The organism is Streptomyces sp. RK9 (assembly GCF_045070545.1).
GTDB lineage: Bacteria > Actinomycetota > Actinomycetes > Streptomycetales > Streptomycetaceae > Streptomyces > Streptomyces alboflavus.
Window position 1 is genome coordinate 2,734,493 of the sequence record NZ_CP173704.1, and the last position, 20,681, is coordinate 2,755,173.

At 70.8% G+C, this 20,681-nt stretch carries 19 protein-coding genes; 5 read left to right on the top strand and 14 right to left on the bottom strand.

Annotated features, from left to right (window positions below):
* The first annotated feature begins 91 nt into the window (after window positions 1–91).
* Window positions 92–1,117: an ATP-dependent 6-phosphofructokinase gene (locus tag AB6L24_RS32465; protein WP_380832021.1), complete on the top strand. Its 1,026-nt coding sequence runs from the start codon at window positions 92–94 to the stop codon at window positions 1,115–1,117.
* A 29-nt stretch (window positions 1,118–1,146) separates the two neighbouring features.
* Here the strand turns inward: AB6L24_RS32465 and AB6L24_RS32470 are convergent, their stop codons facing one another.
* From AB6L24_RS32470 to AB6L24_RS32495, 6 genes are all read right to left on the bottom strand, one after another.
* Window positions 1,147–1,776, bottom strand: a complete 630-nt coding sequence (locus tag AB6L24_RS32470) for a helix-turn-helix domain-containing protein (RefSeq protein WP_405663490.1) — start codon at window positions 1,774–1,776, stop codon at window positions 1,147–1,149.
* Window positions 1,777–1,969: 193 nt separating this feature from the next.
* Entirely contained in the window at window positions 1,970–2,800 is an 831-nt protein-coding gene (locus AB6L24_RS32475) for a carbohydrate ABC transporter permease (RefSeq protein ID WP_405661251.1), read from the bottom strand.
* Between the two features lies 1 nt (window position 2,801).
* Window positions 2,802–3,686 (bottom strand): carbohydrate ABC transporter permease, encoded by an 885-nt coding sequence (locus AB6L24_RS32480; RefSeq protein ID WP_405661254.1) that lies wholly within the window; start codon window positions 3,684–3,686, stop codon window positions 2,802–2,804.
* Window positions 3,683–5,047, bottom strand: a complete 1,365-nt coding sequence (locus tag AB6L24_RS32485; protein WP_405661259.1) for an extracellular solute-binding protein — start codon at window positions 5,045–5,047, stop codon at window positions 3,683–3,685. The genes AB6L24_RS32480 and AB6L24_RS32485 overlap by 4 nt, the downstream gene beginning before the upstream one ends.
* A 245-nt stretch (window positions 5,048–5,292) precedes the next feature.
* Window positions 5,293–5,982, bottom strand: coding sequence for a response regulator (locus tag AB6L24_RS32490; RefSeq protein ID WP_405661261.1), 690 nt, complete (start codon window positions 5,980–5,982; stop codon window positions 5,293–5,295).
* On the bottom strand, window positions 5,979–7,742 hold the full coding sequence (locus AB6L24_RS32495) for an ATP-binding protein (protein ID WP_405661264.1): 1,764 nt from the start codon (window positions 7,740–7,742) through the stop codon (window positions 5,979–5,981). The genes AB6L24_RS32490 and AB6L24_RS32495 overlap by 4 nt, the downstream gene beginning before the upstream one ends.
* Window positions 7,743–7,995: 253 nt before the next feature.
* Between AB6L24_RS32495 and AB6L24_RS32500 the strand changes: the two genes are divergently transcribed.
* Window positions 7,996–9,435, top strand: a complete 1,440-nt coding sequence (locus tag AB6L24_RS32500) for a cation:dicarboxylate symporter family transporter (RefSeq protein ID WP_405661266.1) — start codon at window positions 7,996–7,998, stop codon at window positions 9,433–9,435.
* Between the two features lie 94 nt (window positions 9,436–9,529).
* Here AB6L24_RS32500 and AB6L24_RS32505 read toward each other — a convergent pair whose 3' ends face one another.
* A complete protein-coding gene (locus AB6L24_RS32505) occupies window positions 9,530–10,585 on the bottom strand; it encodes an ArsR/SmtB family transcription factor (protein WP_405661268.1) in 1,056 nt (351 codons plus the stop codon).
* Window positions 10,586–10,676: 91 nt separating this feature from the next.
* Here AB6L24_RS32505 and AB6L24_RS32510 point away from each other — a divergent pair, with 91 nt between their 5' ends.
* Entirely contained in the window at window positions 10,677–12,443 is a 1,767-nt protein-coding gene (locus AB6L24_RS32510; protein WP_405661270.1) for a helix-turn-helix domain-containing protein, read from the top strand.
* A gap of 62 nt (window positions 12,444–12,505) precedes the next feature.
* Here the strand turns inward: AB6L24_RS32510 and AB6L24_RS32515 are convergent, their stop codons facing one another.
* The 5 genes from AB6L24_RS32515 to AB6L24_RS32535 all read right to left on the bottom strand — a co-directional run bounded on the left by AB6L24_RS32515 (window position 12,506) and on the right by AB6L24_RS32535 (window position 16,535).
* Window positions 12,506–13,036, bottom strand: a complete 531-nt coding sequence (locus AB6L24_RS32515) for a hypothetical protein (protein ID WP_405661272.1) — start codon at window positions 13,034–13,036, stop codon at window positions 12,506–12,508.
* 14 nt (window positions 13,037–13,050) lie between these two features.
* Complete coding sequence (locus tag AB6L24_RS32520; RefSeq protein WP_405661274.1) at window positions 13,051–14,862, bottom strand: alpha/beta hydrolase; 1,812 nt, start codon at window positions 14,860–14,862, stop codon at window positions 13,051–13,053.
* Window positions 14,863–14,871: 9 nt separating this feature from the next.
* Entirely contained in the window at window positions 14,872–15,315 is a 444-nt protein-coding gene (locus AB6L24_RS32525) for a hypothetical protein (RefSeq protein ID WP_405661277.1), read from the bottom strand.
* A gap of 149 nt (window positions 15,316–15,464) precedes the next feature.
* A complete protein-coding gene (locus tag AB6L24_RS32530) occupies window positions 15,465–15,674 on the bottom strand; it encodes a DUF397 domain-containing protein (RefSeq protein WP_405661279.1) in 210 nt (69 codons plus the stop codon).
* 3 nt (window positions 15,675–15,677) lie between these two features.
* On the bottom strand, window positions 15,678–16,535 hold the full coding sequence (locus AB6L24_RS32535) for a helix-turn-helix domain-containing protein (protein WP_405661281.1): 858 nt from the start codon (window positions 16,533–16,535) through the stop codon (window positions 15,678–15,680).
* Window positions 16,536–16,712: 177 nt separating this feature from the next.
* Between AB6L24_RS32535 and AB6L24_RS32540 the strand changes: the two genes are divergently transcribed.
* Window positions 16,713–17,129 carry an ATP-binding protein gene (locus AB6L24_RS32540; protein WP_405661284.1) on the top strand — a complete coding sequence of 139 codons (417 nt, stop codon included), beginning with the start codon at window positions 16,713–16,715 and terminating at the stop codon, window positions 17,127–17,129.
* An 18-nt stretch (window positions 17,130–17,147) separates the two neighbouring features.
* Here the strand turns inward: AB6L24_RS32540 and AB6L24_RS32545 are convergent, their stop codons facing one another.
* Window positions 17,148–17,843, bottom strand: coding sequence for a TetR/AcrR family transcriptional regulator (locus AB6L24_RS32545; protein WP_405661286.1), 696 nt, complete (start codon window positions 17,841–17,843; stop codon window positions 17,148–17,150).
* A 140-nt stretch (window positions 17,844–17,983) separates the two neighbouring features.
* Here AB6L24_RS32545 and AB6L24_RS32550 point away from each other — a divergent pair, with 140 nt between their 5' ends.
* Window positions 17,984–19,672, top strand: a complete 1,689-nt coding sequence (locus tag AB6L24_RS32550) for an MFS transporter (RefSeq protein WP_405661288.1) — start codon at window positions 17,984–17,986, stop codon at window positions 19,670–19,672.
* A 127-nt stretch (window positions 19,673–19,799) separates the two neighbouring features.
* Here AB6L24_RS32550 and AB6L24_RS32555 read toward each other — a convergent pair whose 3' ends face one another.
* Complete coding sequence (locus AB6L24_RS32555) at window positions 19,800–20,531, bottom strand: helix-turn-helix domain-containing protein (RefSeq protein WP_405661291.1); 732 nt, start codon at window positions 20,529–20,531, stop codon at window positions 19,800–19,802.
* Window positions 20,532–20,681 lie beyond the last annotated feature (150 nt).

Below are 20,681 nucleotides of genomic sequence, written 5' to 3' on the forward strand. Positions count from 1 at the left end.
GCAGAGCGGACAACGGGCGGCGGCCCCGCCGGGGCCGTGGAACAATCGGATCGGCTCACAAGTACCAGCAGCGAGCAGGAGACACAGCGCGATGCGTATCGGAATTCTCACCGCGGGCGGCGACTGCCCGGGCCTCAACGCAGTGATCCGGTCGGTCGTGCACCGAGCGGTCACGAACTACGGCGACGAGGTCATCGGCTTCGAGGACGGATACGCGGGCCTGCTGGACGGCCGCTACCGCAGCCTCGACCTGAACGCGGTCAGCGGCATCCTCTCCCGCGGCGGAACGATTCTCGGCTCCTCCCGCCTGGAGCGCGCCCGCTTCCGCGCCGCCTGCGACAACGCCAAGGAGCTCATCGAGAAGAGCGGCTTCGACGCGCTCATCCCGATCGGCGGCGAGGGCACCCTGACGGCCGCGAAGATGCTGTCGGACGCGGGCGTGCCCGTCGTGGGCGTCCCGAAGACCATCGACAACGACATCTCCTCCACGGACCGCACCTTCGGCTTCGACACCGCCGTCGGCGTCGCCACCGAGGCGATGGACCGCCTGAAGACCACCGCCGAGTCCCACCAGCGCGTCATGGTCGTCGAGGTCATGGGCCGCCACGCCGGCTGGATCGCCCTGGAGTCCGGCATGGCCGGCGGCGCCCACGGCATCTGCCTGCCCGAGCGCCCCTTCGACCCGGCCGACCTGGTCAAGATGGTCGAGGAGCGGTTCGCGCGCGGCAAGAAGTTCGCCGTGATCTGCGTCGCCGAGGGCGCGCACCCCGCCGACGGCACCATGAACTACGGCAAGGGCGCCATCGACCAGTTCGGCCACGAGCGCTTCCAGGGCATCGGCACGGCCCTCGCCTACGAACTGGAGAGCCGCCTCGGCAAGGAGGCCAAGCCGGTCATCCTCGGCCACGTCCAGCGCGGGGGCACGCCGACGGCGTACGACCGGGTGCTCGCCACCCGGTTCGGCTGGCACGCCGTGGAGGCCGTGCACCGCGGGGACTTCGGCCACATGACCGCGCTGCGCGGCACGGACATCGTGATGGCGCCGCTCGCCGAGGCGGTCACCGAGCTGAAGACGGTCCCGAAGGACCGCATGGACGAGGCGGAGTCGGTCTTCTAGGAGGCCGCGACGGACGGCCCGGGAGGCCGTCAGGCCGCCGTGTCGGGCACCAGCGGCCAGAAGTGGTCCAGGATCCGGTCCAGGAAGTCGCGGCCCGCGTGCCCCGACGCGTCCGCGCCCGCCCCGCCGCCCCAGCTGAGCGTGCGCACCATCCGGGACTGGTACTCCTCGTGGAGCTTGCGCAGCGGGCCCTCCAGGTCGCGCTTCTCCACGGCGAGCAGCTTGCTGACCGGGCGGACGTAGCCCTGCCAGCGGGTCGTCACCGCGCTGCGCAACAGCTCCGCGAGGTCGTCGGCGCGGCCCGTCACCGTGACGAAGTCGGGCAGCGGAAGCCGCAGCGTGCGGGCGAGGGCCGCGGACTGGCGGTCCGTGCCGCGCCACTGGTTGGTCTCCTCCATGCGCAGATACGTCTGGATCTCCACGCCCGCCCCGCGTGCCACGTCCTCCGGGGCGAGGCCGCGGGCGAGGCGGTGCTCCCGCAGCGTCGTGGCCGCGCCCATCAGCTCGCCCGGCGAGCACCACAGCGTCGCCGCGAGCGCGGCCAGCTCGGCGGCGTTCGGCGCGGCGAGCCCGCGCTCCCACGCCATGACGGTGTCCGGCGTGACATGCGCGAGGCCGTAACTGGCCCGCATGCCGTACGCGACGTGGCCCGGCGCCATGCCCAGAGCCTCCCGCAGGCGGCGCGCGGCGGGGAAGTTGAAGGGCGGCGTGGGCTGGCTCGGTTGCACGGGCACACGGTATGGCCGTACGGGGGCGGCGACTACGGTCTGTTCACACAGGGCTGCGGCTCGTACGAAAGTACGGCGGGTGGGCGCCCTCCACGCACTCCATGCGCCCCTTTTCGTACGGGTATCAACCCTTGACCGCACCCCCCAGGGCGAACCCCCCGCCCAAGCGCCGCGCCACCAGGACGTACAGCAGGATCACCGGCGTCGAGTAGATCAGGGAGAACGCCGCCAGCTGGCCGTAGATGATCGCGCCCTTGGAGCCGAAGAAGTCGTTGATGCTGACCGCCGCCGGCATCTGGTCGGGGGACAGGAGCAGCATGAAGGGGACGAAGAAGTTGCCCCACATCATGACGAAGGAGAAGACCGTCACGACGGCCACGCCCGGGCCCATCAGGGGCAGGACGATGCGGAGCAGGGACTGGAAGGGGGACGCGCCGTCCGTCCAGGCGGCCTCCTCCAGCTCCTTGGGGACGCCGTCCATGAAGTTCTTCATCAGCCAGATGGCGAACGGGAGTTGGGACGCGGCGAAGAAGAAGATCGTGCCCTGCATGGTGTCGATGAGGTCGACGCGGACGAACAGCGCGTACACCGGAACCATGATCGCGGTGATGGGCAGGCTCGTGGCGAAGAGGATCGTGAGCATGAACGGGCGGTTCAGGCGGGACTTGTAGCGGGAGAGCGGGTACGCCGCCAGGGCCGCGCTCACCACCGTCAGGAGGGTGCCGCCGCCGCACAGGAGCAGGCTGTTGAGCATCGGCGTGAACGTGATCTCGTCGGTGAGGACCGCGTCGAAGTTGTCGAGCGTGATGCCGTCGGGGGCCTTCATGCCCACGTCGGCCTTGGGGTCGAGGGCGGAGAGGACCACCCAGGCGAGCGGCACCGCGAAGGTCGCGGCGACCGTCAACAGGCCGATGTCCGCGGCCAGTCTGCGGCTTCTCGTGCGGCGTGCGGACACCTCAGACCTCCGTGCGCAGCAGGCGCATGTAGACGAGCGAGAACAGGGATCCGACCAGGAGCAGGAGCAGGGCCACCGCGGTGCCGTAGCCGATCATGCTCTTCTGGAAGGCCTGCTCGTACATGAACAGCGGGAGGGTCTGGCTGCGGTTGCCCGGGCCGCCGCGCGTCATCACCCAGATGAGGCCGAAGACCGACAGGGTCTGGAGGGTGTTGAGCATCAGGTTCGTGCCGATGGAGCGGCGGATCATGGGGAGCGTGATGTGCCACATCCGGCGCCAGCCGCTCGCGCCGTCGACCTCGGCGGCCTCGGTGATCTCCTTGGGGATCTCGTTGAGGGCGGCGGAGTACACGAGCATCGAGAAGGCCGTGCCGCGCCAGACGTTGGCGAACGACACCGCGAGGATCGGCAGGGTGTACAGCCAGTTCTGGGACGGCAGCTGGAGGAAGTCAAGGACGGCGTTGAGGGTGCCGTCGCGGCGGAAGAAGGCGTAGAGCAGGAAGCCCGCCACGACCTCGGGGAGCACCCAGGCCGTGACGACGACGGCCCCGGTGATCGTGCGCACCGTCTTGGACGCACGCTGCATCAGGGCGGCGAGGGCCAGGCCCAGGGTGTTCTGGCCGACGATCGACGACAGGAACGTGAAGACCAGCGTCAGCCAGACCGCGTTGATGAAGTCCTCGTCGCCGAACGCCGTCCGGAAGTTCTCGAAGCCCACGAACGACTCGTGGGCCTGGCCGGTGAGCTGGAGGTCCGTGAAGGCGATGTACGCGCAGTAGCCGATCGGGCCCGCGAGGAACAGCAGGAGCAGGACGACCGCGGGCGACACCGGCAGGGCCCGGGCCAGCGAGCGGGCGAGCCGCCGGTGGCCCGGGGGAGCCGTCACTTCTCGATCACCTTGCCGTCGGTCGCCGACTCGACCTCGTCGTCATAGCCGCCCGCCGCCTTGTCCACCGAGCCGTCCCCCGTCGTGACCTGCTCCATGGCCTCCTGCATCGCCGTCGACACCTTCGGGTACGCCGGGAACGCCGGGCGGTAGTGCGTGGACGCGACCAGGTCGGTGAAGAACTTGATGCCGGGCTGCGCCTTCACGTACGCGGGGTCCTTCGCGACGTCCTCGCGCACCGAGATGCCGGAGTTCGCGATGTACCACTTCTTCGCGTTCTCCTTGGTCTGCATCGTCTCGATGAACTTGAACGCGAGGTCGGGGTTGGACGCCTTCGACGGGATCGCCCAGGTCCAGCCGCCGGACATGCTCACCTTGCCGGGCGCCTGCCCGTGCTGCGTGGGCATCGCCGCGAGCCCCAACTCCTTGGACCACTCCGGCCATTCGTGCCCCGAGCCCGGCAGCCAGTCCTGCGGCAGCCACGAGCCGTCGAGGTTGATGCCGAGCTTGCCCTTGGGCAGGAACTCGCCGCGCACCCGCGTCGCCATGTTCGGGTCGAGGGCGTCCTCGACGTCCGGGCCGAGCTTCTCCTTGTAGACGGTCTCCACGAACTTCAGGGAGTCCTTGAAGCCCTGGCCGCCCACCACCCACTTCTTCGCCTTCGGGTCGTACAGCGGGTTCTCGCCCGTGCCGTACAGGAGCATCTCCATGCCCTGCATGGACGAGGTCTCACCGCCGGGCTTGCCGGTGTAGACGTTCAGCGGGACGACGTCCGGCACCTTCTCCTTGATGGTGCGGGCCGCGTCCAGGATCTCGTCCCAGTTCTTCGGCTGCCAGTTCGCGGGCAGGCCCGCCTTCTCGAAGATGTCCTTGTCGAACCAGAGGCCGCGGGTGTCCGTGCCGTCCGGCACGCCGTACGTCTTGCCGTCCTCCGCCTTCGCCGCCGCCTTGGCCGTGTCGATGAACTTCGGCCACTCCTTCCACTTCTCCAGATAGGGGTCGAGCGGCTTCAAGTACCCGCTGGTGATGTCGGAGTTGATGAGGAAGGTGTCCTCGTAGACCAGGTCGGGGGCGGTCTTCGGCGAGCGCAGCATCTGCTGCACCTTCGTGTAGTACTCGGCGTCCGGCGCCTTGATCGGCACCAGTTTGATCTTCTTGCCGGGGTTCGCCTTCTCGAACTGCTTCTTCATCGACTCCAGGTAGTCGTCCATCACCCGGATCTTGTTGTCCATGGACTGCTTGTACGAGACCTTCACGGTGTCCGGGTCGTCGCCGGAGCCGCCGCCGCAGGCGGTCAGGGTGGAGGCGGCGAGCACGGCTGCCAGGAGCAGAGGGGTGGGAGCGGTGGGGCGCACGGGCACGACCTCCTACGGTCCGACGCGGCACGCACGACGGCACGGAGGCGCTGCCGCGCGGGGCTGCTGCCGGTGAACGTAAGCGCGGGCTCGGAGCAAGGTCAATGCCCTTGCAACGGGGTTGCGCGGGCTGTGCGTTGACGCTTGTCAGTAACGTGACAACGTTGTTATGGGGTGGGGGTTTGGGGGTCCCGCGGGCGTTGATCAGGACGGCAGGGCGGGGGCGTCGTACGGGGTCCGCGGGGCGGTGGTCAGGACGGCGGGAGCCAGCGGTAGATCAGCTCCGGGCGGCCCACGTGGCCGTACTGGGGGCTGCGGGCGGCGCGGCCCGTCGTCACCAGGTGCTCCAGGTAGCGGCGGGCCGTGATGCGGGACAGGCCCGTGGTGTCCGCGGTGGCCGCTGCGGTGAGGCCGTCGGGGGTCGCGTCCTGGAGGGTGCGGGTCACCTTCTCCAGGGTGGGGCCGCTGAGGCCCTTCGGGAGGGCGGCGGGGGCGGGGGCGCGGAGCGTCGCGAGGGCGCGGTCGACCTCGTCCTGGCCCGTCGCCTCGCCTGCGGCGGTGCGGAATTCCGCGTAGCGGGTGAGGCGGTCGCGCAGCGTCGCGAAGGTGAAGGGTTTCAGGACGTACTGGACCACGCCGAGGGAGACGCCCTCGCGGACCACCGCCAGGTCGCGGGCGGACGTCACCGCGATGACGTCCGCGCGGTGGCCCGCCGCGCGGAGGGTGCGGGCGAGGGCCAGGCCGTGGCCGTCGGGGAGGTTCAGGTCGAGGAGGATGAGGTCGACGGGGGTCTTGTCGAGGGCTCTGCGGGCCTCGGCGGCGGTGTGGGCTGTGGCGGTCACCTCGAAGCCCTGCACGCGGTTCACGTAGAGGACGTGGGCGTCGGCCGCGACGGGGTCGTCCTCGACGACCAGGACCCGGATCGGGGCGGGGTCGGTCATCTGTCGGCCTTTCCGTCGGTACGTGGGCCTGGGTGGGCGCCTGCATTATGGGCGCCGTCGGCCGTGGGCTGTGCCCGCCCTCCCCCAAGCTCTCGGCTTCGCTCGGGCAGGGGGGACCCCCATCGCCCTGCGGGACGATTGCCCACAGCGGTTGCGGCAGCTCTCGGCGTGCCGTCGGCCGTGCTCCGCGTGTCGGCGGGCCTTGCCGTCAGGGGCAGGTTCGCCGTGAACTCCGCGCCGCCCCCCTCCGGTTCCGTCAAGGTCAGCGTGCCGCCGTGCCGCGTCACCGTCTGGTGGACCAGGGAGAGGCCGAGGCCGCGGCCTGACGCGGCCTTGGTGCTCCAGCCGTGCTGGAAGACCGACTCGCGTCGGGCGGGGTCGACGCCGGGGCCGGTGTCCGTGACCCGGAGGAGCAGGCCGCCGGACTCCGCGCGGACCGTCACCGTGACGCGGGCGGCGGGGGAGCCCTGGGCGGCGTCGACGGCGTTGTCGATGAGGTTGCCGAGGACGGTGACCAGGTCGCGGGGCGGCAGGCCGGTGGGGAGCATGCCGTCGTCGACGCTGGTGTCGGCGGAGACGACCAGCTCCACGCCGTGCTCGTTGGCCTGCGCGGCCTTGCCGAGGAGGAGGGCGGCGAGGACGGGTTCGTTGACGGCGGCGACGACCTGGTCGGTGAGGGCCTGGGCCAGCTCGAGCTCGGCGGTGGCGAACTCCACGGCCTCGTCGGCGCGGCCCAGCTCGATCAGGGACACCACGGTGTGCAGCCGGTTCGCGGCCTCGTGGGCCTGCGAGCGCAGCGCCCGGGTGAATCCGCGCTCGGAGCTCAACTCGCCCGCGAGCGCCTGGAGTTCGGTGTGGTCGCGGAGGGTCACGACGGTGCCCTTGCGGTCGCCGCCGGAGACGGGCGAGGTGTTCACGACCAGCACCCGGTCGGCCGTCAGATGCACCTCGTCCACCCGCGGCCGGGTGTCGAGCAGCGCGCCGGTGAGCGGCGCGGGAAGGCCGAGGTCGGTGACGTACCGGCCGACGACGCCCTCGGGGGCGCCGAGCAGCTCGCGGGCGCCGTCGTTGATGAGGGCGACGCGGCGCCGCCCGTCGAGCATGAGCAGCCCCTCGCGGACGGCGTGCAGCGCGGCCTCGTGGTAGTCGTGCATGCGGCTCAGCTCGGCGGCGTTCATGCCGTGGGTGCTGCGGCGCAGCCGGGCGTTGATCACGTACGTGCCGACGGCGCCGAGGGCGAGCGCGGCCACCGCGACGCCGAGCAGGGCGAGGAGCTGGCCGCGGGCCTTCTCGCTGATCGCGTCGATGGTGATGCCCGCGCTGACCAGGCCGACGATGCGGCCGTTCTCGCCGCGCCGCTCGTCGCCGCCGTCGAGGACGGGCGTGACGACGCGGGCGGACGGGCCGAGGGTGCCGGTGTAGATCTCGGTGAAGGTCTGCCCGCGCAGGGCCTCCGAAGTGTGGCCGAGGAAGCGCTCGCCGATGCGGTCGGGGTCGGGGTGGGTCCAGCGGATGCCTCGCGGGTCCATGATCGTCACGAAGTCGACGCCGGTGTGCCGCTGCACGTCGGCGGCGTACGGCTGAAGGGTGCGGGACGGGTCCTCGCCGCGGATCGCCTCGCGCACCGAGGGCGCGTCCGCCACCGCCCGGGCCGCCGCCGTGGCCTGCCGGAGCGCGGCCTCCTCCGCCTGGTGCCGGTCGCTCAGGTACGTGAACAGGGCGCAGCCCGCGACCACGACCGCCACCAGGACCACCTGCATCGCGAAGAGCTGACCGGCGAGGCTGCGCGGGCCGCGGGGTCGGCGGGGCGAACGGGCCGAGCGAGGGGGTCGGGGGACCTGGGGCATATGGCCAGTCTGCCTGGACGTGTATGTGCGAACTAAATGAACGTAACCGTGACCGCCGTCACAGGCCGGGAGATAGTCACCCGGAATCGCCAGGACGTGAGCCGCACGACTAGCGAGGACGCAGACGCCAGTCGTACGCAGCGTACGTAGCCCAAGGAGGCACCCCGTGGCAGAGGGACAGACGGCGGCCGACACCGCCGGAACGGGCGCACCGCCCGCGAAACGGGACCGGACCCACTACCTGTACATCGCCGTCATCGGCGCCGTACTCATCGGTATCGCCGTCGGCTTCATCGCGCCGGACTTCGCCAAGGAGCTCAAGCCGATCGGCACGGGCTTCGTGAACCTGATCAAGATGATGATCTCGCCGATCATCTTCTGCACGATCGTTCTCGGCGTGGGCTCGGTCCGGCAGGCGGCGAAGGTCGGCAAGGTCGGCGGGCTCGCGCTCGCCTACTTCGTCGCGATGTCCGTGGTCGCACTCGCCATCGGCCTGATCGTCGGCAACATCCTGCACCCCGGCGACGGCATGGACCTGGACGCGTCGGACAAGAAGGCGGGCCACACCGCCGCCGACGAGGCGGACAAGGGCCTGGTCGACTTCGCGCTCGGCATCATCCCCAAGACGATGGTCTCCGCCTTCACCGAGGGCGAGGTCCTCCAGACCCTCCTCGTGGCCCTCCTCGTCGGCTTCGCCCTGCAGGCCATGGGCAAGACGGGCGAGCCGGTCCTGCGCGGGGTGCAGCACATCCAGAAGCTGGTCTTCCGCATCCTCGGCATGATCATGTGGATGGCGCCCCTCGGCGCGTTCGGCGCGATGGCCGCGGTGATCGGCGAGACCGGCACGGACGCGCTCAAGGCGCTCGCCACCATCATGATCGGCTTCTACGTCACCTGTGCGCTGTTCATCCTCGTGGTGCTCGGCACGCTGCTGCGCCTGGCGACCGGCGTGAACCTCTTCAAGCTGCTCCGCTACCTGGGCCGCGAGTTCCTGCTGATCCTCTCCACCTCCTCGTCCGAGTCCGCGCTGCCGCGGCTCATCGCGAAGATGGAGCACCTGGGCGTGAGCCGCCCGGTCGTCGGCATCACCGTCCCCACCGGGTACTCCTTCAACCTCGACGGCACGATGATCTATCTGACGATGGCCTCGCTGTTCATCGCCGACGCGATGGACCAGCCGCTCGGCGTCGGCGAGCAGATCTCGCTGCTCCTGTTCATGATGATCGCGTCCAAGGGCGCGGCGGGCGTCTCGGGCTCGGGCATCGCGGTCCTGGCCAGCGGCCTCCAGTCGCACAAGCCCGCGCTCGTCGACGGGGTCGGCCTGATCATCGGCGTCGACCGGTTCATGAGCGAGGCCCGTGCGCTGACGAACTTCGCCGGCAACGCGGTGGCGACGTTGTTGATCGGTACGTGGACGAAGGAGGTCGACCGGGAGCGGGTTGCCGCCGTCCTCGACGGCAAGCTTCCGTTCGACGAGCGGACGCTTCTGGACGACGACGACCACGGCGTGGGGCCTTCGCTGGAGAAGAAGCCCGCCTCTGACGTCGAGGGCGAGGTCCCTGCGGGGCGGGCTGCTGAGGACGAGGCGGCCGCCGTCAAGGTCTGACCTTCGCGTGACTCTTGGACGGGGCCGGGGCCGATCGGCCTTCGGCCTCGTCCTCAATCGCCGGACGGGCTCAATACTCTCGCCGCCCGCACCGTCAGGCGACGCTGGATGAGTCCCCTCGCAGCAACGCCGAACCCAGAGGCGTCAGCGCATGGCGCACCGCGTTGCTCTGGCGGACGCTGGAGAGCAGGCCCGCCTCGCGCAGGACGGCGGCGTGTTCGCTCGCCGAGGAGAGGGAGACCCCGGCGCGGCGGGCCAGTTCCGTGGTGGTGGGGTCGCCGCCCAGGGCCTGGAGGACGGCGGCCCGGGTGTGGCCGAGCAGGGGCGCCAGGCCCTCGTACGCGGGTTCGGTGGTGTCCGCCTTGGTCGGGCGGGCCGGGTAGACGAGCGTCGGCGGCAGCGCGGTGTCCGCGAGGGCGACCGGGCTGCGGGCGAAGCAGGACGGCACCAGGAGCAGCCCGCGCCCGTCGAGACGCAGGTCCCGGTCGACCGGGTACGCGACTTCGAGCACCGGCGGCCGCCACCGCATCGACGGGCCGTACGTCCGCAGCATCGCCTCCGCGCCGCCGTGCCACAGGGCGTGCAGGCGCAGGGCGCGGTCGGTGTTCGCGCGGCGGGTGACGCGGGGCCAGCCGGGGCCGAGCGCGCTGTGGTGGTAGGTGCGCAGGGCGCGGGCGAGCCGGCGCAGGGCGACGGGTTCGCCGTCGGCCAGGGAGCGGGTCCAGGACGGCAGCGGGTTGCGGTCGGCGAGGACGGTCAGCTCGGCGCGCAGCCGGGTGCGGGGCGTGGACATCAGCGCCTCCAGGCCGGGTTCGACCCCGGCCGCGGCGGCGGGTGGGGTGAGGAAGTCCGGGAAGTAGCCGCGTCGCGGTACGAGCGGCAGGAGCATCCCGAGCGGACCCCGCCCGTCGCCGTGCCCTGAACGGCGACGGACGGGCAGGGCCGGATCGGGATGCCGGTCCTGGAGCCGGTGCAGGCTGAGGACGGTCTCCCAGAGCGGATCGGCCCCGTCGGAGACCCGGGTGCGGACGAGGTCGGTGGCGGTGAAGTGGACGCGCAGCACGGTGTGTTCCCCCGATGGTGTCGAGCGGTCGCCGATCCCCCGAACGGCGACAGGGACGACGATCTCGACGACGCGTGCCGTCGGCAAGCAGGACGCGTCCCGCTGGGACGGTGGGACGCCCGAATCCGCCCTGCCTGCTATGTTCTGCCGCTGTGGGACGGACACCGGGGGCGAGCCCATGAGCGAGACTCACGAACTGGCCGATCTTCTCCAGGAGTTGAAGGAGCGCAGCGGCCGCAGCTACACGGCTCTCGCGAGCCGCACGGGCCTGAGCCGCTCCTCGGTGCACCGCTACTGCCAGGGCCTGACCGTGCCCGCGAGCTTCGGCACGGTCGAGCGGATCGCGCGGGTGTGCGGGGCGGGGCAGGGGGAGCTCGACCGGCTGTACGGGGCGTGGGCGCGGGCGGAGGCGGCGTCGGGGGAGGCCGCGTCGGGGGAGGCCGGCTCACCCGGCGAACCGCCTGCCGGACCGCCCGCCGGACCGCCCGCCGCGTCGACCGCAGTGGAGCCCGCCGCACGGACCACCCGGCGGCGGCCGATCCCCCTCCCCCCGCGGCGCTTACGCACCCTCCTGCTCGCCATGGTCGTGGCCGTCGCCGTGGTGAGCGTCGTGACCTTCGACGGGCGGCCGGACCCGGGCGGCGAAGGCGGGGGCGCCACGGCGAGCGGCGGCACGGGGAACGGTGGCCCAGGGGACAGCGGCGGCGGCACGGTCGACCGCTCCTCCGGCCAGCGGATCGACGGCCCCTACTGGGCCCTCGCGCCCAAGCCGATCGACCCCGAGTTCTTCGGCGTCACGATGAACACCGACACCGGCCTCATGCCGGACTTCGCCGTCAGCGGGGTCCGGTTGTGGGAGAGCGAGACCCGCTGGGCCCAGGTCGAGCCGGAGCGCGGGAAGTTCGACTGGAAGATCCTGGAGCGCACGGTGCGGGGCGCCGAACGCAAGCGCCTGCCCGTCCTGTTCGTTTTCGGCGGCACTCCGGGCTGGGCGGCTCCCGAAGGACCGAAGTCGGCGTACCCGGAGGACTCGCGCGCCGCGCCCCCCGACGATCTCGCCGACTGGGAGCACTTCGTCGAGAAGGTCGCCACGCGCTACCGCTCCCGGATCGCGGCGTACGAGCTCTGGGACAGCGTGGGGGCCACGTCCCACTACACCGGGAGCATGGCCACGCTGGCCAAGATGGTGCGCGGGGCGGCACGGATCATCCGGCGCGTCGACCCGGACGCGAAACTCGCGTGCCCCTCCTTCGGCAAGCTGTGGGAGCCCGAAGGCAGGGAACTGCTCGCGAAGTTCGTGCGCACCGGGGCGTACGAGTTCTGCGACACCGCGGCGCTCAAGCTGCACCCGCGCCGGGCCGACGGGCCGCCCGAGGAGATCATCGAACTCGCGGCGAAGGCGGAGGACGTCTTCCGCAGACACAACGTGGGCCGGCGGGTGTGGAACACCGGCCCGGGCGCGGAGATCGACGACGGCGCCCGCCTCTCCGCCCGCCGCGCCAACGACTACGCCGTGCGCTTCTACCTGGTCGGCCTCTACGCCCGTAAGTCCTACATCGAAAGGATGTACTTCTACGCGTGGGGCGGCAGGAACATCCCCCTGGTCGTCCAGCCCGTGGGCGGCCCGCCCGCGGAACCGGGCCGCCGCATCGGCCGCCTCCACGCCTGGCTCGCCGACCAGCAGATCACCTCCTGCGGCAAGGGCCCCGGCATCGGCCTCCCGCCCGGCGTCCACGAGTGCGTCTTCCGTCCCGGCGGAACCCGTGAACCCGACCCCGCGGGCCCGCGCCTGGCGGTCCGCTGGACCCAACGGGGGCGTGCGGAAGCCGAGTTGGACAAGGGGGCTCATCGGCTGCGGCGGATGGACGGCGGGGTGCGGCGGGTGCGGGCGGGGGAGCGGGTGGTGTACGGGGAGAGTCCGGTGCTGGTGGAGTACCGCGGGTGAACGGTCGGGGCGCGGCATTCATCGGCGGAGGCCCGGCCCCTCGGCCGTCCGTGCACTCGGCGTCAGAAGTGCTTCACCTTCTGTCCGTCCGGTACGCGGTAGCAGCCTGACACCAAGGTGAGACTCAGCTTCGGCGGGTCGTTCTTGGCCATCTTCACGATGTCCACGCTGGCCTTCTTCTCGTCGTTGTCGGCGACCAGCTTGAGGTTCTTGTTCCTGCTCGTGTCCGGCCCGTACTTGACGATCTTCCACCCGTGCTTCGGGAGTTCCGACTTGAGTCGCTCCATTGCCCGGTCGAGGTCGCTTGCCGACGCGGGGTAGAAGCTCCACGGATGGAAGATGCGAAAGTGCGTCTTCGCGTCCTTGTCCGCGCATTCCATGACCCCTGGCTGGCTGTCTGATGCCCGCCCCTTGACGCCGATCAGGTCGTATATGCCGCTGGAAGTCTTCTCCATCGCGTCGGCGGCGGCGGTCGAGGTGCTCGTGCCCGCCGAGGGGACGTCGTCGTTCTTTTTGTCGGTCATTCCGCATCCGGTCAGGGTCGTGAGCACGAGGGGCAGGGCAAGCATGGACGCATGTGTCCTGGTCTTCATGGCAGGGTCTTCTCCTACTTCGCGTTCATCAATTCCTCGGGCGGCCCTTCCGGCTCCGGCACCAGTTCCACGTCATCGCCCTTCCCCGCCACCACCCGGGCTTGATTCAGCAGGCTCGTCGAGCCCTCGTCCCAATAGCCGCTGTGGCCTTGGGTGTCCGTGGCCATCTGGTTGGCGCCGAATCCTTCGTCGCTCGGGATGATGAACATGTCCCCACCGTGTCCGTACCGGCCGAGGTCCGGGACCACATCCCCCTCGGCCTCCTCGTTCCACACATGCCCCTTCGGCACGTCCATCTCGTCGGCGCCCGACACCTTGACGCCGGGACTGCCTGCGAACATGACGTCGTCGGCGTTGAGGTCCCCGGTCTCGGCCGCCGCGCCGATCAGAGTCGATCCATATGAATGCCCGATCACACTGCGGTGCGGTGCCGTATCGCCGGTGTGTGCTGCCTCAAGGCCGTCCAGGAAGCGGTTGAACGCCGGTGCCCCGTCATAGGCGTAGTGCTCGAAGGGAGCGTCCTTCTCGACGGTGTCAGGGGCGTCGTACCCGAGCCAGGTGATGGTGGAGACAGATCTTCCATCAGCTTGGTCATCGGCCACGCGCCAGACTTTGACCCCACGATTGATGTCACCCTCGATGTTCCCGAGCGATGCTTTCGTTCCCGGCACGTAGGCGGATTGGTGATCCGCCGTGTCAGGGTTCCCGTTGGCGATGATCGCGCGACCGTCCCCTTCGGTACTGAATCCCAGCAAGTACGCTTCGGGCATCCCCTTTGTGCCGGTCGAGTCGAAGCGGGTCTGGATCGCGTCCATGCCGTCGATGGACTTATGGGCTTCCTTGCGCGCCTTGTCCCACTTCCACCACTCCGGGTTCTCGACCTTCTTGTTCACCTCCCCGGTCTGGGGGTTGGTGAATTCCGTGTACCGAGCGGGCTCCGGATGCTTCCTCAGCCACGTGTCGTACTCGCCCTGCGCCGAGCCGCGGGCCTCCGCGAGGACCATCCGGTTCGCCTCGTCGCGGACCGTGGACGGCAGTCCGTCGAGCGCGCCGACGGAGTCCGGGCGCATGGCGACCCACGCCGACCGTTCGTCGGAGTCGAGGCCCTTCCACCACTCGGCGTTCGCCTTCGGGTCGCCGTTCTTGGGCGGTTGCGGCATCGAGTCGAGGTACTCCTTGCCCGCCGCGTTCACGCCCCGGGTGTCCGAACCGGCGTCGGCCCAGTCCCTGGCGCTGACCGTCAGGTCGTCGTCGGCCTTGAGCGCGCGCACCTTCGGAGCCCACTTCGCGTCGGCCTCCGTCGCTTCCTTGAGGGCCGTGGCGATGGCGTCCGCGCAGTCCTGGGCGAGGCGGGCCTTGGGGTTGGGGTTGAAGTCGGCCGCCTGGCGGCCGACGGCTGAGGCGGTCTCATCCGTCAGGCCGCCGGCCTTGCCGCCCTCCGGTGTCTTGCCGTCCTTGTCCTTGTCGCCGCCCGGCGGATAGCTGACCGAGCCGTCCGCGTGCACGGTCAGGCCCCCGGCCCTGGCGTCCGCCAACGCCGCGTCGAGCTTCTTCTTGGCCGCTTCCATCTCGTACGAGAACGCGTCGAGCGCCGAACCGACGAGGCCGCACTCGGTCTGGACGTAGTGGAAGTTCTTCCCCAGCTCCGTCAGTTGCTTGATCGCCGCCGACGCGGCCTCGCCCTTCAGCGACTTCCGCATCGCTGCGGCGATCTGCGTTCCGATGCGGTCGTGGGCCGCCCGCGCCATGTCCGACGTGCGGCGGTAGCCGTCGGCCGCCTCCGCGTACTCGTTCGGTTTGAGGGCTTTGAGTGTCGCGAGATCCATGACGTCCGGCTACCGCCCCTTGCCCTGGCCGCCGATCGCGGGCGTGTCCCCGTACGCGATCTTCAGGTTGCCGATCGCGGCCCTGACCGAATCGTCGGTCTTCAACTGCTCGTTGCCGGCCTTCTCGAGGAGCCCCGCGAGCGCTCCGCAGCGGCGGTTCACGGCCTTCACGTAGCGTTCCCAGGAGGCGTGGACCTCCTTCTGGGCGCCCGCGGTCCGGCAGCCGGTGTCCGCTGCCAGGCCGTTCTGGCCCTCGGAGAGCTGGTCGAGTGCCTTGCCGATGCCCTCGCGCAGCGAGCCGATGTCATGGCCCGCCTTCGACCAGGCCCTCTTGTTCGACACCAGTTCTCCGGTGTCGACCCCCGAGTCGGGCTCCGCCTGGTTCAGTTGCATTCGTGCGGTGTGCTGCTCGGCCGCGTCGGCCTTGAGCTGCTCCCACTCCTCCCACGCCATGCGTACTCTTCCCCGTTCTGGTCCCGTGCGGTCGGGCAACGCGCGTGTGCCAGTGCGACGTTGCAGTGATCGACTTGTACCGTACGGCTTCCCGGACGTGTGCCCGATCCGTTTCGGTCATTACGGGATCTGAGTACGCGCACTCAGGACTAGACGACTGAGGCCAGGAAGGCCCTCCAGGCGGGGTGCCCGAGGAGGACGGCGGGGCCGTCGGGGATCTTGGAGTCGCGTATGCCTACGCCTCCGGCGGGGTGGGGGGTGAGGTCGGCGATCTCCAGGCAGTTGAGTCCTTCGCCGTCGCTGTACGACGACTTGAACCAGGCGCCCTCGGGGGCGAGTGCGTGTGCGTGCGTGGTCATGGGTCAGAGCTCTCGTTGTAGTTGGGCCAGGAATTCTTGCGTGCGCTCGGGCGGCTCCGCGGAGGCCGCCATGCTGTCGAAGCGACGGGTGAACCGGTCGACTTCGCGGCGCTTTTCCGACGTGAGCGCTCCGTTCCAGCTGTCGATCTGGACTCGGGCCGGTAGCGGGTCGCCGAAATCGAGGATCGCGAAGTCGCTCACCGAGCGGTAGCCGTTCTGGAACGGCAGTACCTGGAGCGTGATGTGTTCCAGGGACGCCATCTTGGCCAGCTTCTCGTACTGCTCGTGCATCACCTCCGCCCCGCCGACCGGGTAGCGCAGAGCGGCCTCCCCGAGGATGGCGCGCAGCTCGACCGGGTTCTCCCGGGTGAGGCATTCCTGGCGCCTCATGCGCACTTCCACGGCGCTGCGGATGAACTCTGACGTGGTCTCCTCCACCGGCTTGTTCAGGTCGTGGATGGCCTGCGCGTACCGCTGTGTCTGGAGCAGGCCGTAGACCAGCGTGGGGTGGTAGATCCGCATGCTCTTGGCCTCTGGTTCAAGGCCGACGAAAGCCGGCATGCCGGGCTTCATCTGCCCTCGGTACTGCGTCAGCCAGTCCTGACGGGATGTCTCCCGGTTGAGGGCGACGAACGAGTCGACGACGTCCTCGTCCGTAACGCCGTACTTGGTCAACGCCTTCCGTAGGTCGCCTGCGTTGCGGAAGTTCAGGGCTCCGTTCTCGATCCGCAGCAGCGATGCCTCGGAGATGCGCAGCCCTTGGACCGCCTGCTTCCGTGTCAGTCCGCACTCCTCCCTCAACTGTCGCAACTGGAGGCCGAGTTCCAGCCTCTGTCCGGTCCGCCCACGCTTGGCTGCCATGTGCACCGCCCGCGTTCCCTTGTGCGTGTCACCTGTCCCTGCGGACGGAGTGTGACACCTCGTGTGCGGCTGTCGCAGCCGCATGTGCGGATTCGCGCATAGTCCATCTTTCCCCGTCCTTGAAATTTCAGGGAAGTTCGATTGTGAGCGAACGAGGGTGCCCGCGAACGTAGTTGCATGACCAACCCCACCGCGCTCCCCACGCGAAACTGGTTCGCCGGTTACCCCCTCACCCCCGCCTCCGCCCGCCTCGCCCGTCAGCACGCCCGTCGCCGCCTCGACGCGTGGCGATGGCGGGGCGACGTCGACGACGCCGTCCTCGTCGTCTCCGAGCTCGTCGCCAACGCCGCGCGGCACGGCAAAGTGAGCGGCCACCACCTCTGGCTGCGGCTCGCCCTCGCCGAGGACGACGGGCTGATCGTCGACGTGTCCGACCCGAGGCGGGAGTTCCCCGGGTTCGAGGGCGGGGGCGCCGCATCCGGCGAGGGTGGTCGGGGGCTGGTCGTCGTGCGTCAGCTCGTCCGCGAGCTGGAGTGGTTCCCGCGGGACGGGCAGGGCAAGACCGTCCGCGCCACGCTGCCCCGCAAGGGGTGAGGGCGGGTGGGTGGGGAGTCAGACGCCCGGCTCGGACGCCCGCCCCGCCGTACCCGCACCCGGCGCCTGCTCGGCGGCCACCTCGGCCACCAGTGCCTCCGCCTCCGCCGGGGGCAACCCCGCCGAGCAGAGGAACGTGACCGCCGCCGCGGGCCCGGCGTCCTCCGGGGCCATGAGGCCGTCGTTCACGGTCTCCATCAGGGCGAACATGATGTTCTCCACGACGTAGGCGAGGGCGTTCGCGGGCATCGGGGAGACGAACCTGCCCTCGTCCAGGCCCCGTTGGAGCATCGCGGTGCCGCGCTCGTGCACGGGGGCGAGGCGTTCGCGGATGCCTTCCATGGCGATGGCGCGCTGCGCGAGGGAGATCAGCAGGCGGTAGCGGTCGGTGACGTCCCAGACGGCGAGCATCGCGCTGGCGACCGCGCGCGGCGGGTCGTCCACGCCTTCGTACCCGGCGGCGTGCGCGGCGGTGACCGCCTCGACGGCCTCGTCGAGGATCGCGGTGACGAGGGCGTCCCGGCTCGGGAAGTGGCCGTACACGGTCCGCCGTACGACACCGGCGGCGCGGGCGATCTGGTCCATGGACGCGTCCGGGTCCCGGGTCAGCTCGGCGAAGGCGACGTCCAGGATGCGGCGCCGGTTGGCGTCGGCGCGGGCCTGCGCGGCGGACACGGCAGGGGGTGCGGACGGCGTCGGCTGCGTACGGCTCATGCGCTCATTCTGCCGCCAAGGAGGTAGTTGCACAGCGATGTGCAACACGGTCGCTCATCGCGTACATTGCACAAGGACGTGCAATTGCACAGCGCTGTGCAAGATCTGCGCTGGCGACATTCTTGCGAGGGGTGGACCCGATGCCTTTGCTGATCAAGGAGCCGGTCGAGCGGATGGACCGGCCCTACGCCCGCCGCTGGTGGGCGCTGGGTGTGCTGTGCCTGAGCCTGCTGATCGCCGTCATGGCGAACACGGCGCTCACGGTCGCGGCCCCGGACATGACCCACGACCTGGACCTGTCCAGCTCCGACCTGCAGTGGGTCATCGACGCGTACACCGTCCCGTACGCCGCCCTGATGCTGCTGCTCGGCGCCATCGGCGACAAGTACAGCCGCCGCGGCGCCCTCGTCCTCGGGCTCGTGGTGCTGAGCGCGGGAGCCGGGGCCGGGGCCCTCGCGGACAGCTCGACCGCCGTGATCGTCGCCCGCGCGGTGATGGGCGTGGGCGCGGCCATGATCATGCCCGCGACGCTCTCCCTGCTCGCCTCGACGTTCCCGCGCGAGGAGCGGGCCAAGGCGATCACGCTGTGGGCGGCCACGTCCGGCATCGCCATCGCCGCGGGACCGCTCATCGCGGGCGCGCTCCTGGAGGACTTCGGCTGGGCCTCGACGTTCCTCATCGACATCCCGGTCGCCGCCGTCGCGATCGTCGGCGCCTTCGTCCTCGTACCGCCGTCGAAGGCCGCGAACACCGGGCGCATCGACTACGTGGGCGGGCTGCTCTCCGTCGTCTGGATCGGCGCGCTCGTCTACATGATCATTGAGGGTCCTGGCTTCGGCTGGGGCGCGAGCGCGGTGACGGCCGCCGTCATCGCCGCGGTCGGCCTCGTCCTGTTCATCGTCTGGGAGCTGCGGCACCCGCGACCCGTCCTCGACGTACGGAAGTTCACCGAGCGCGGCTTCTCCGGCGCCAACCTCGCCGTCGCCCTGTTCTTCGTGGCCGTCTTCGGCGCGTTCTACTACCTCACCCAGCACCTCCAGTTCGTCCTCCGGTACGACCCGCTGGAGACCGGCGTCCGCATGTTGCCGCTGGCCGGAGCGGTGTTCGTCGGCACGGCCCTGACCGGCTTCCTCACCCCGCGCCTCGGCGCGAAGGTCATGGTCACTGCGGGCATGGTCGGCGGCACCACCGCCCTCGCGCTGCTCACCGCCACCGACGCGGGCTCCACCTACGGCGACTTCGTGCCCTCGCTGATCATCCTCGGCGTGTCCCTCGGCTTCGCCGTCTCGCCCTGCACGGACGCCATCATGGGCGCCTTCCCCGAGTCCGAACTCGGCGTCGGCGGCGCCGTCAACGACACCTCGCTCGAACTCGGCGGCTCCCTCGGCATCGCCGTCCTCGGCTCCGTGCTCGCCGGCTCCTACGCCGACGGCCTCGCCGACGAGACCAAGGGCAGCAAGCTCCCGGCGTCCGCCCTCGACCAGGCGCAGGACTCCGTGGGCGCGGGCGGCGGCGTCGCCCAGGCCATCGGCGGCCAGGCCCGCAAGCTCGCCGAGCAGGCCGCGGCGCCCGGCACCACGCCCCAGAAGGCCGCCGAACTGAAGGCCCAGGCGGGCGAACTCGCCCAGGGCGCCGAGCAGATGAAGCACGCGGTGGGCTCGGCGTTCTCGGACGCGGTGGCGCACACCAGCCTGATCGGGGCGGTGGTCCTCGGCGTCGGCACGGTGATCGTGGGCTTCCTGCTCCCCAGGAAGGGGCAGGAGAAGCGACAGCCCGCGGAGGCCGCGCCCGCGGGGGACCGGGAGGCGGTCAAGGAGCCTGTGGGCTGAGGCCGGTTCGGGCGAGGCCGGGGCCTGTCCGGCGGGTCGGCGCGGTGGCGCGGACCCGCCGGGCGGGCCCCGGCCGTGTTCCCGCGGGTCTCAGTCGCCCGGCGGCTCGGCCGCGTTCGCGCGGGTCTCAGTCGCCCGGTGCCCCGGCCCGCGCGGCGGCCTGTTTCCGCCGCCACTCGTCCATGACCTTCCCCAGCGCCTCGTTCACGAGCAGCAGGAACTCGGCCGACGACCCGAAGCGGTCCCCCGCCGGGGTTCCGGGGCCGAGCACCTCCGTGCCGCGCTGCGACGCGGCCGCTAGCACGTCGTTCATCTGGAACGCCGCCAGCGTGGACCGGACCCAGATCTCGTCGTCGACGACGTAGCGTTCCCGGCGCGCCCCGGGAGCCCGGTCCCGCGTGATCATCCCCTGCTCCTCCAGGAAGGTGACCGCGTGCGAGACGGACGCCGGGCTGACGCGCAGCCGCTGGACCAGCTCGGCGGCGGTGAGCGCGCCGGAGTCGGCGACCAGCAGACAGGCGAGGACCCGGGACATCATCCGGGGAAGCCCCTGCTGCACCAGGAGTTCGGTGAAGGAGTCCGTGAAGTCCTGGACCGCCTGCGGGTCGCGCCCGTGGCTGCTCTCGGGCAGCGGCGGCGCCGGCGGCGGATCCTGTTTCTGGCGGCGCGCGCGGTGCCGGGTGGCCTCCTGCGCCCGGTCCGCCCCATAGTTCTCGGGGCCGCCGTTGCGGGCGACCTCCCGCATGATCGTCGAGGCGGGCCGCTCCAGACGGCGGCCGATCTCCGTGTATCCGAGCCCCTCCGCGAGGCCCGCGGCGATGAGTCGGCGCTCCTCGGTGGTCAGTCTGCCTCCGGGCATCGGTGGTCCCCTCCGGTCTGTCGCCCCGCGCGTGGCTCGGCGCCCGCACCTGCGAAGTATGCGTTCATTCACAGCCCATTGCAATCACGGCACGCGCCGTCCATTGCGTTCGGCTCCAGCCCCATTGCAATGTGCGCATGAGTATCCCTA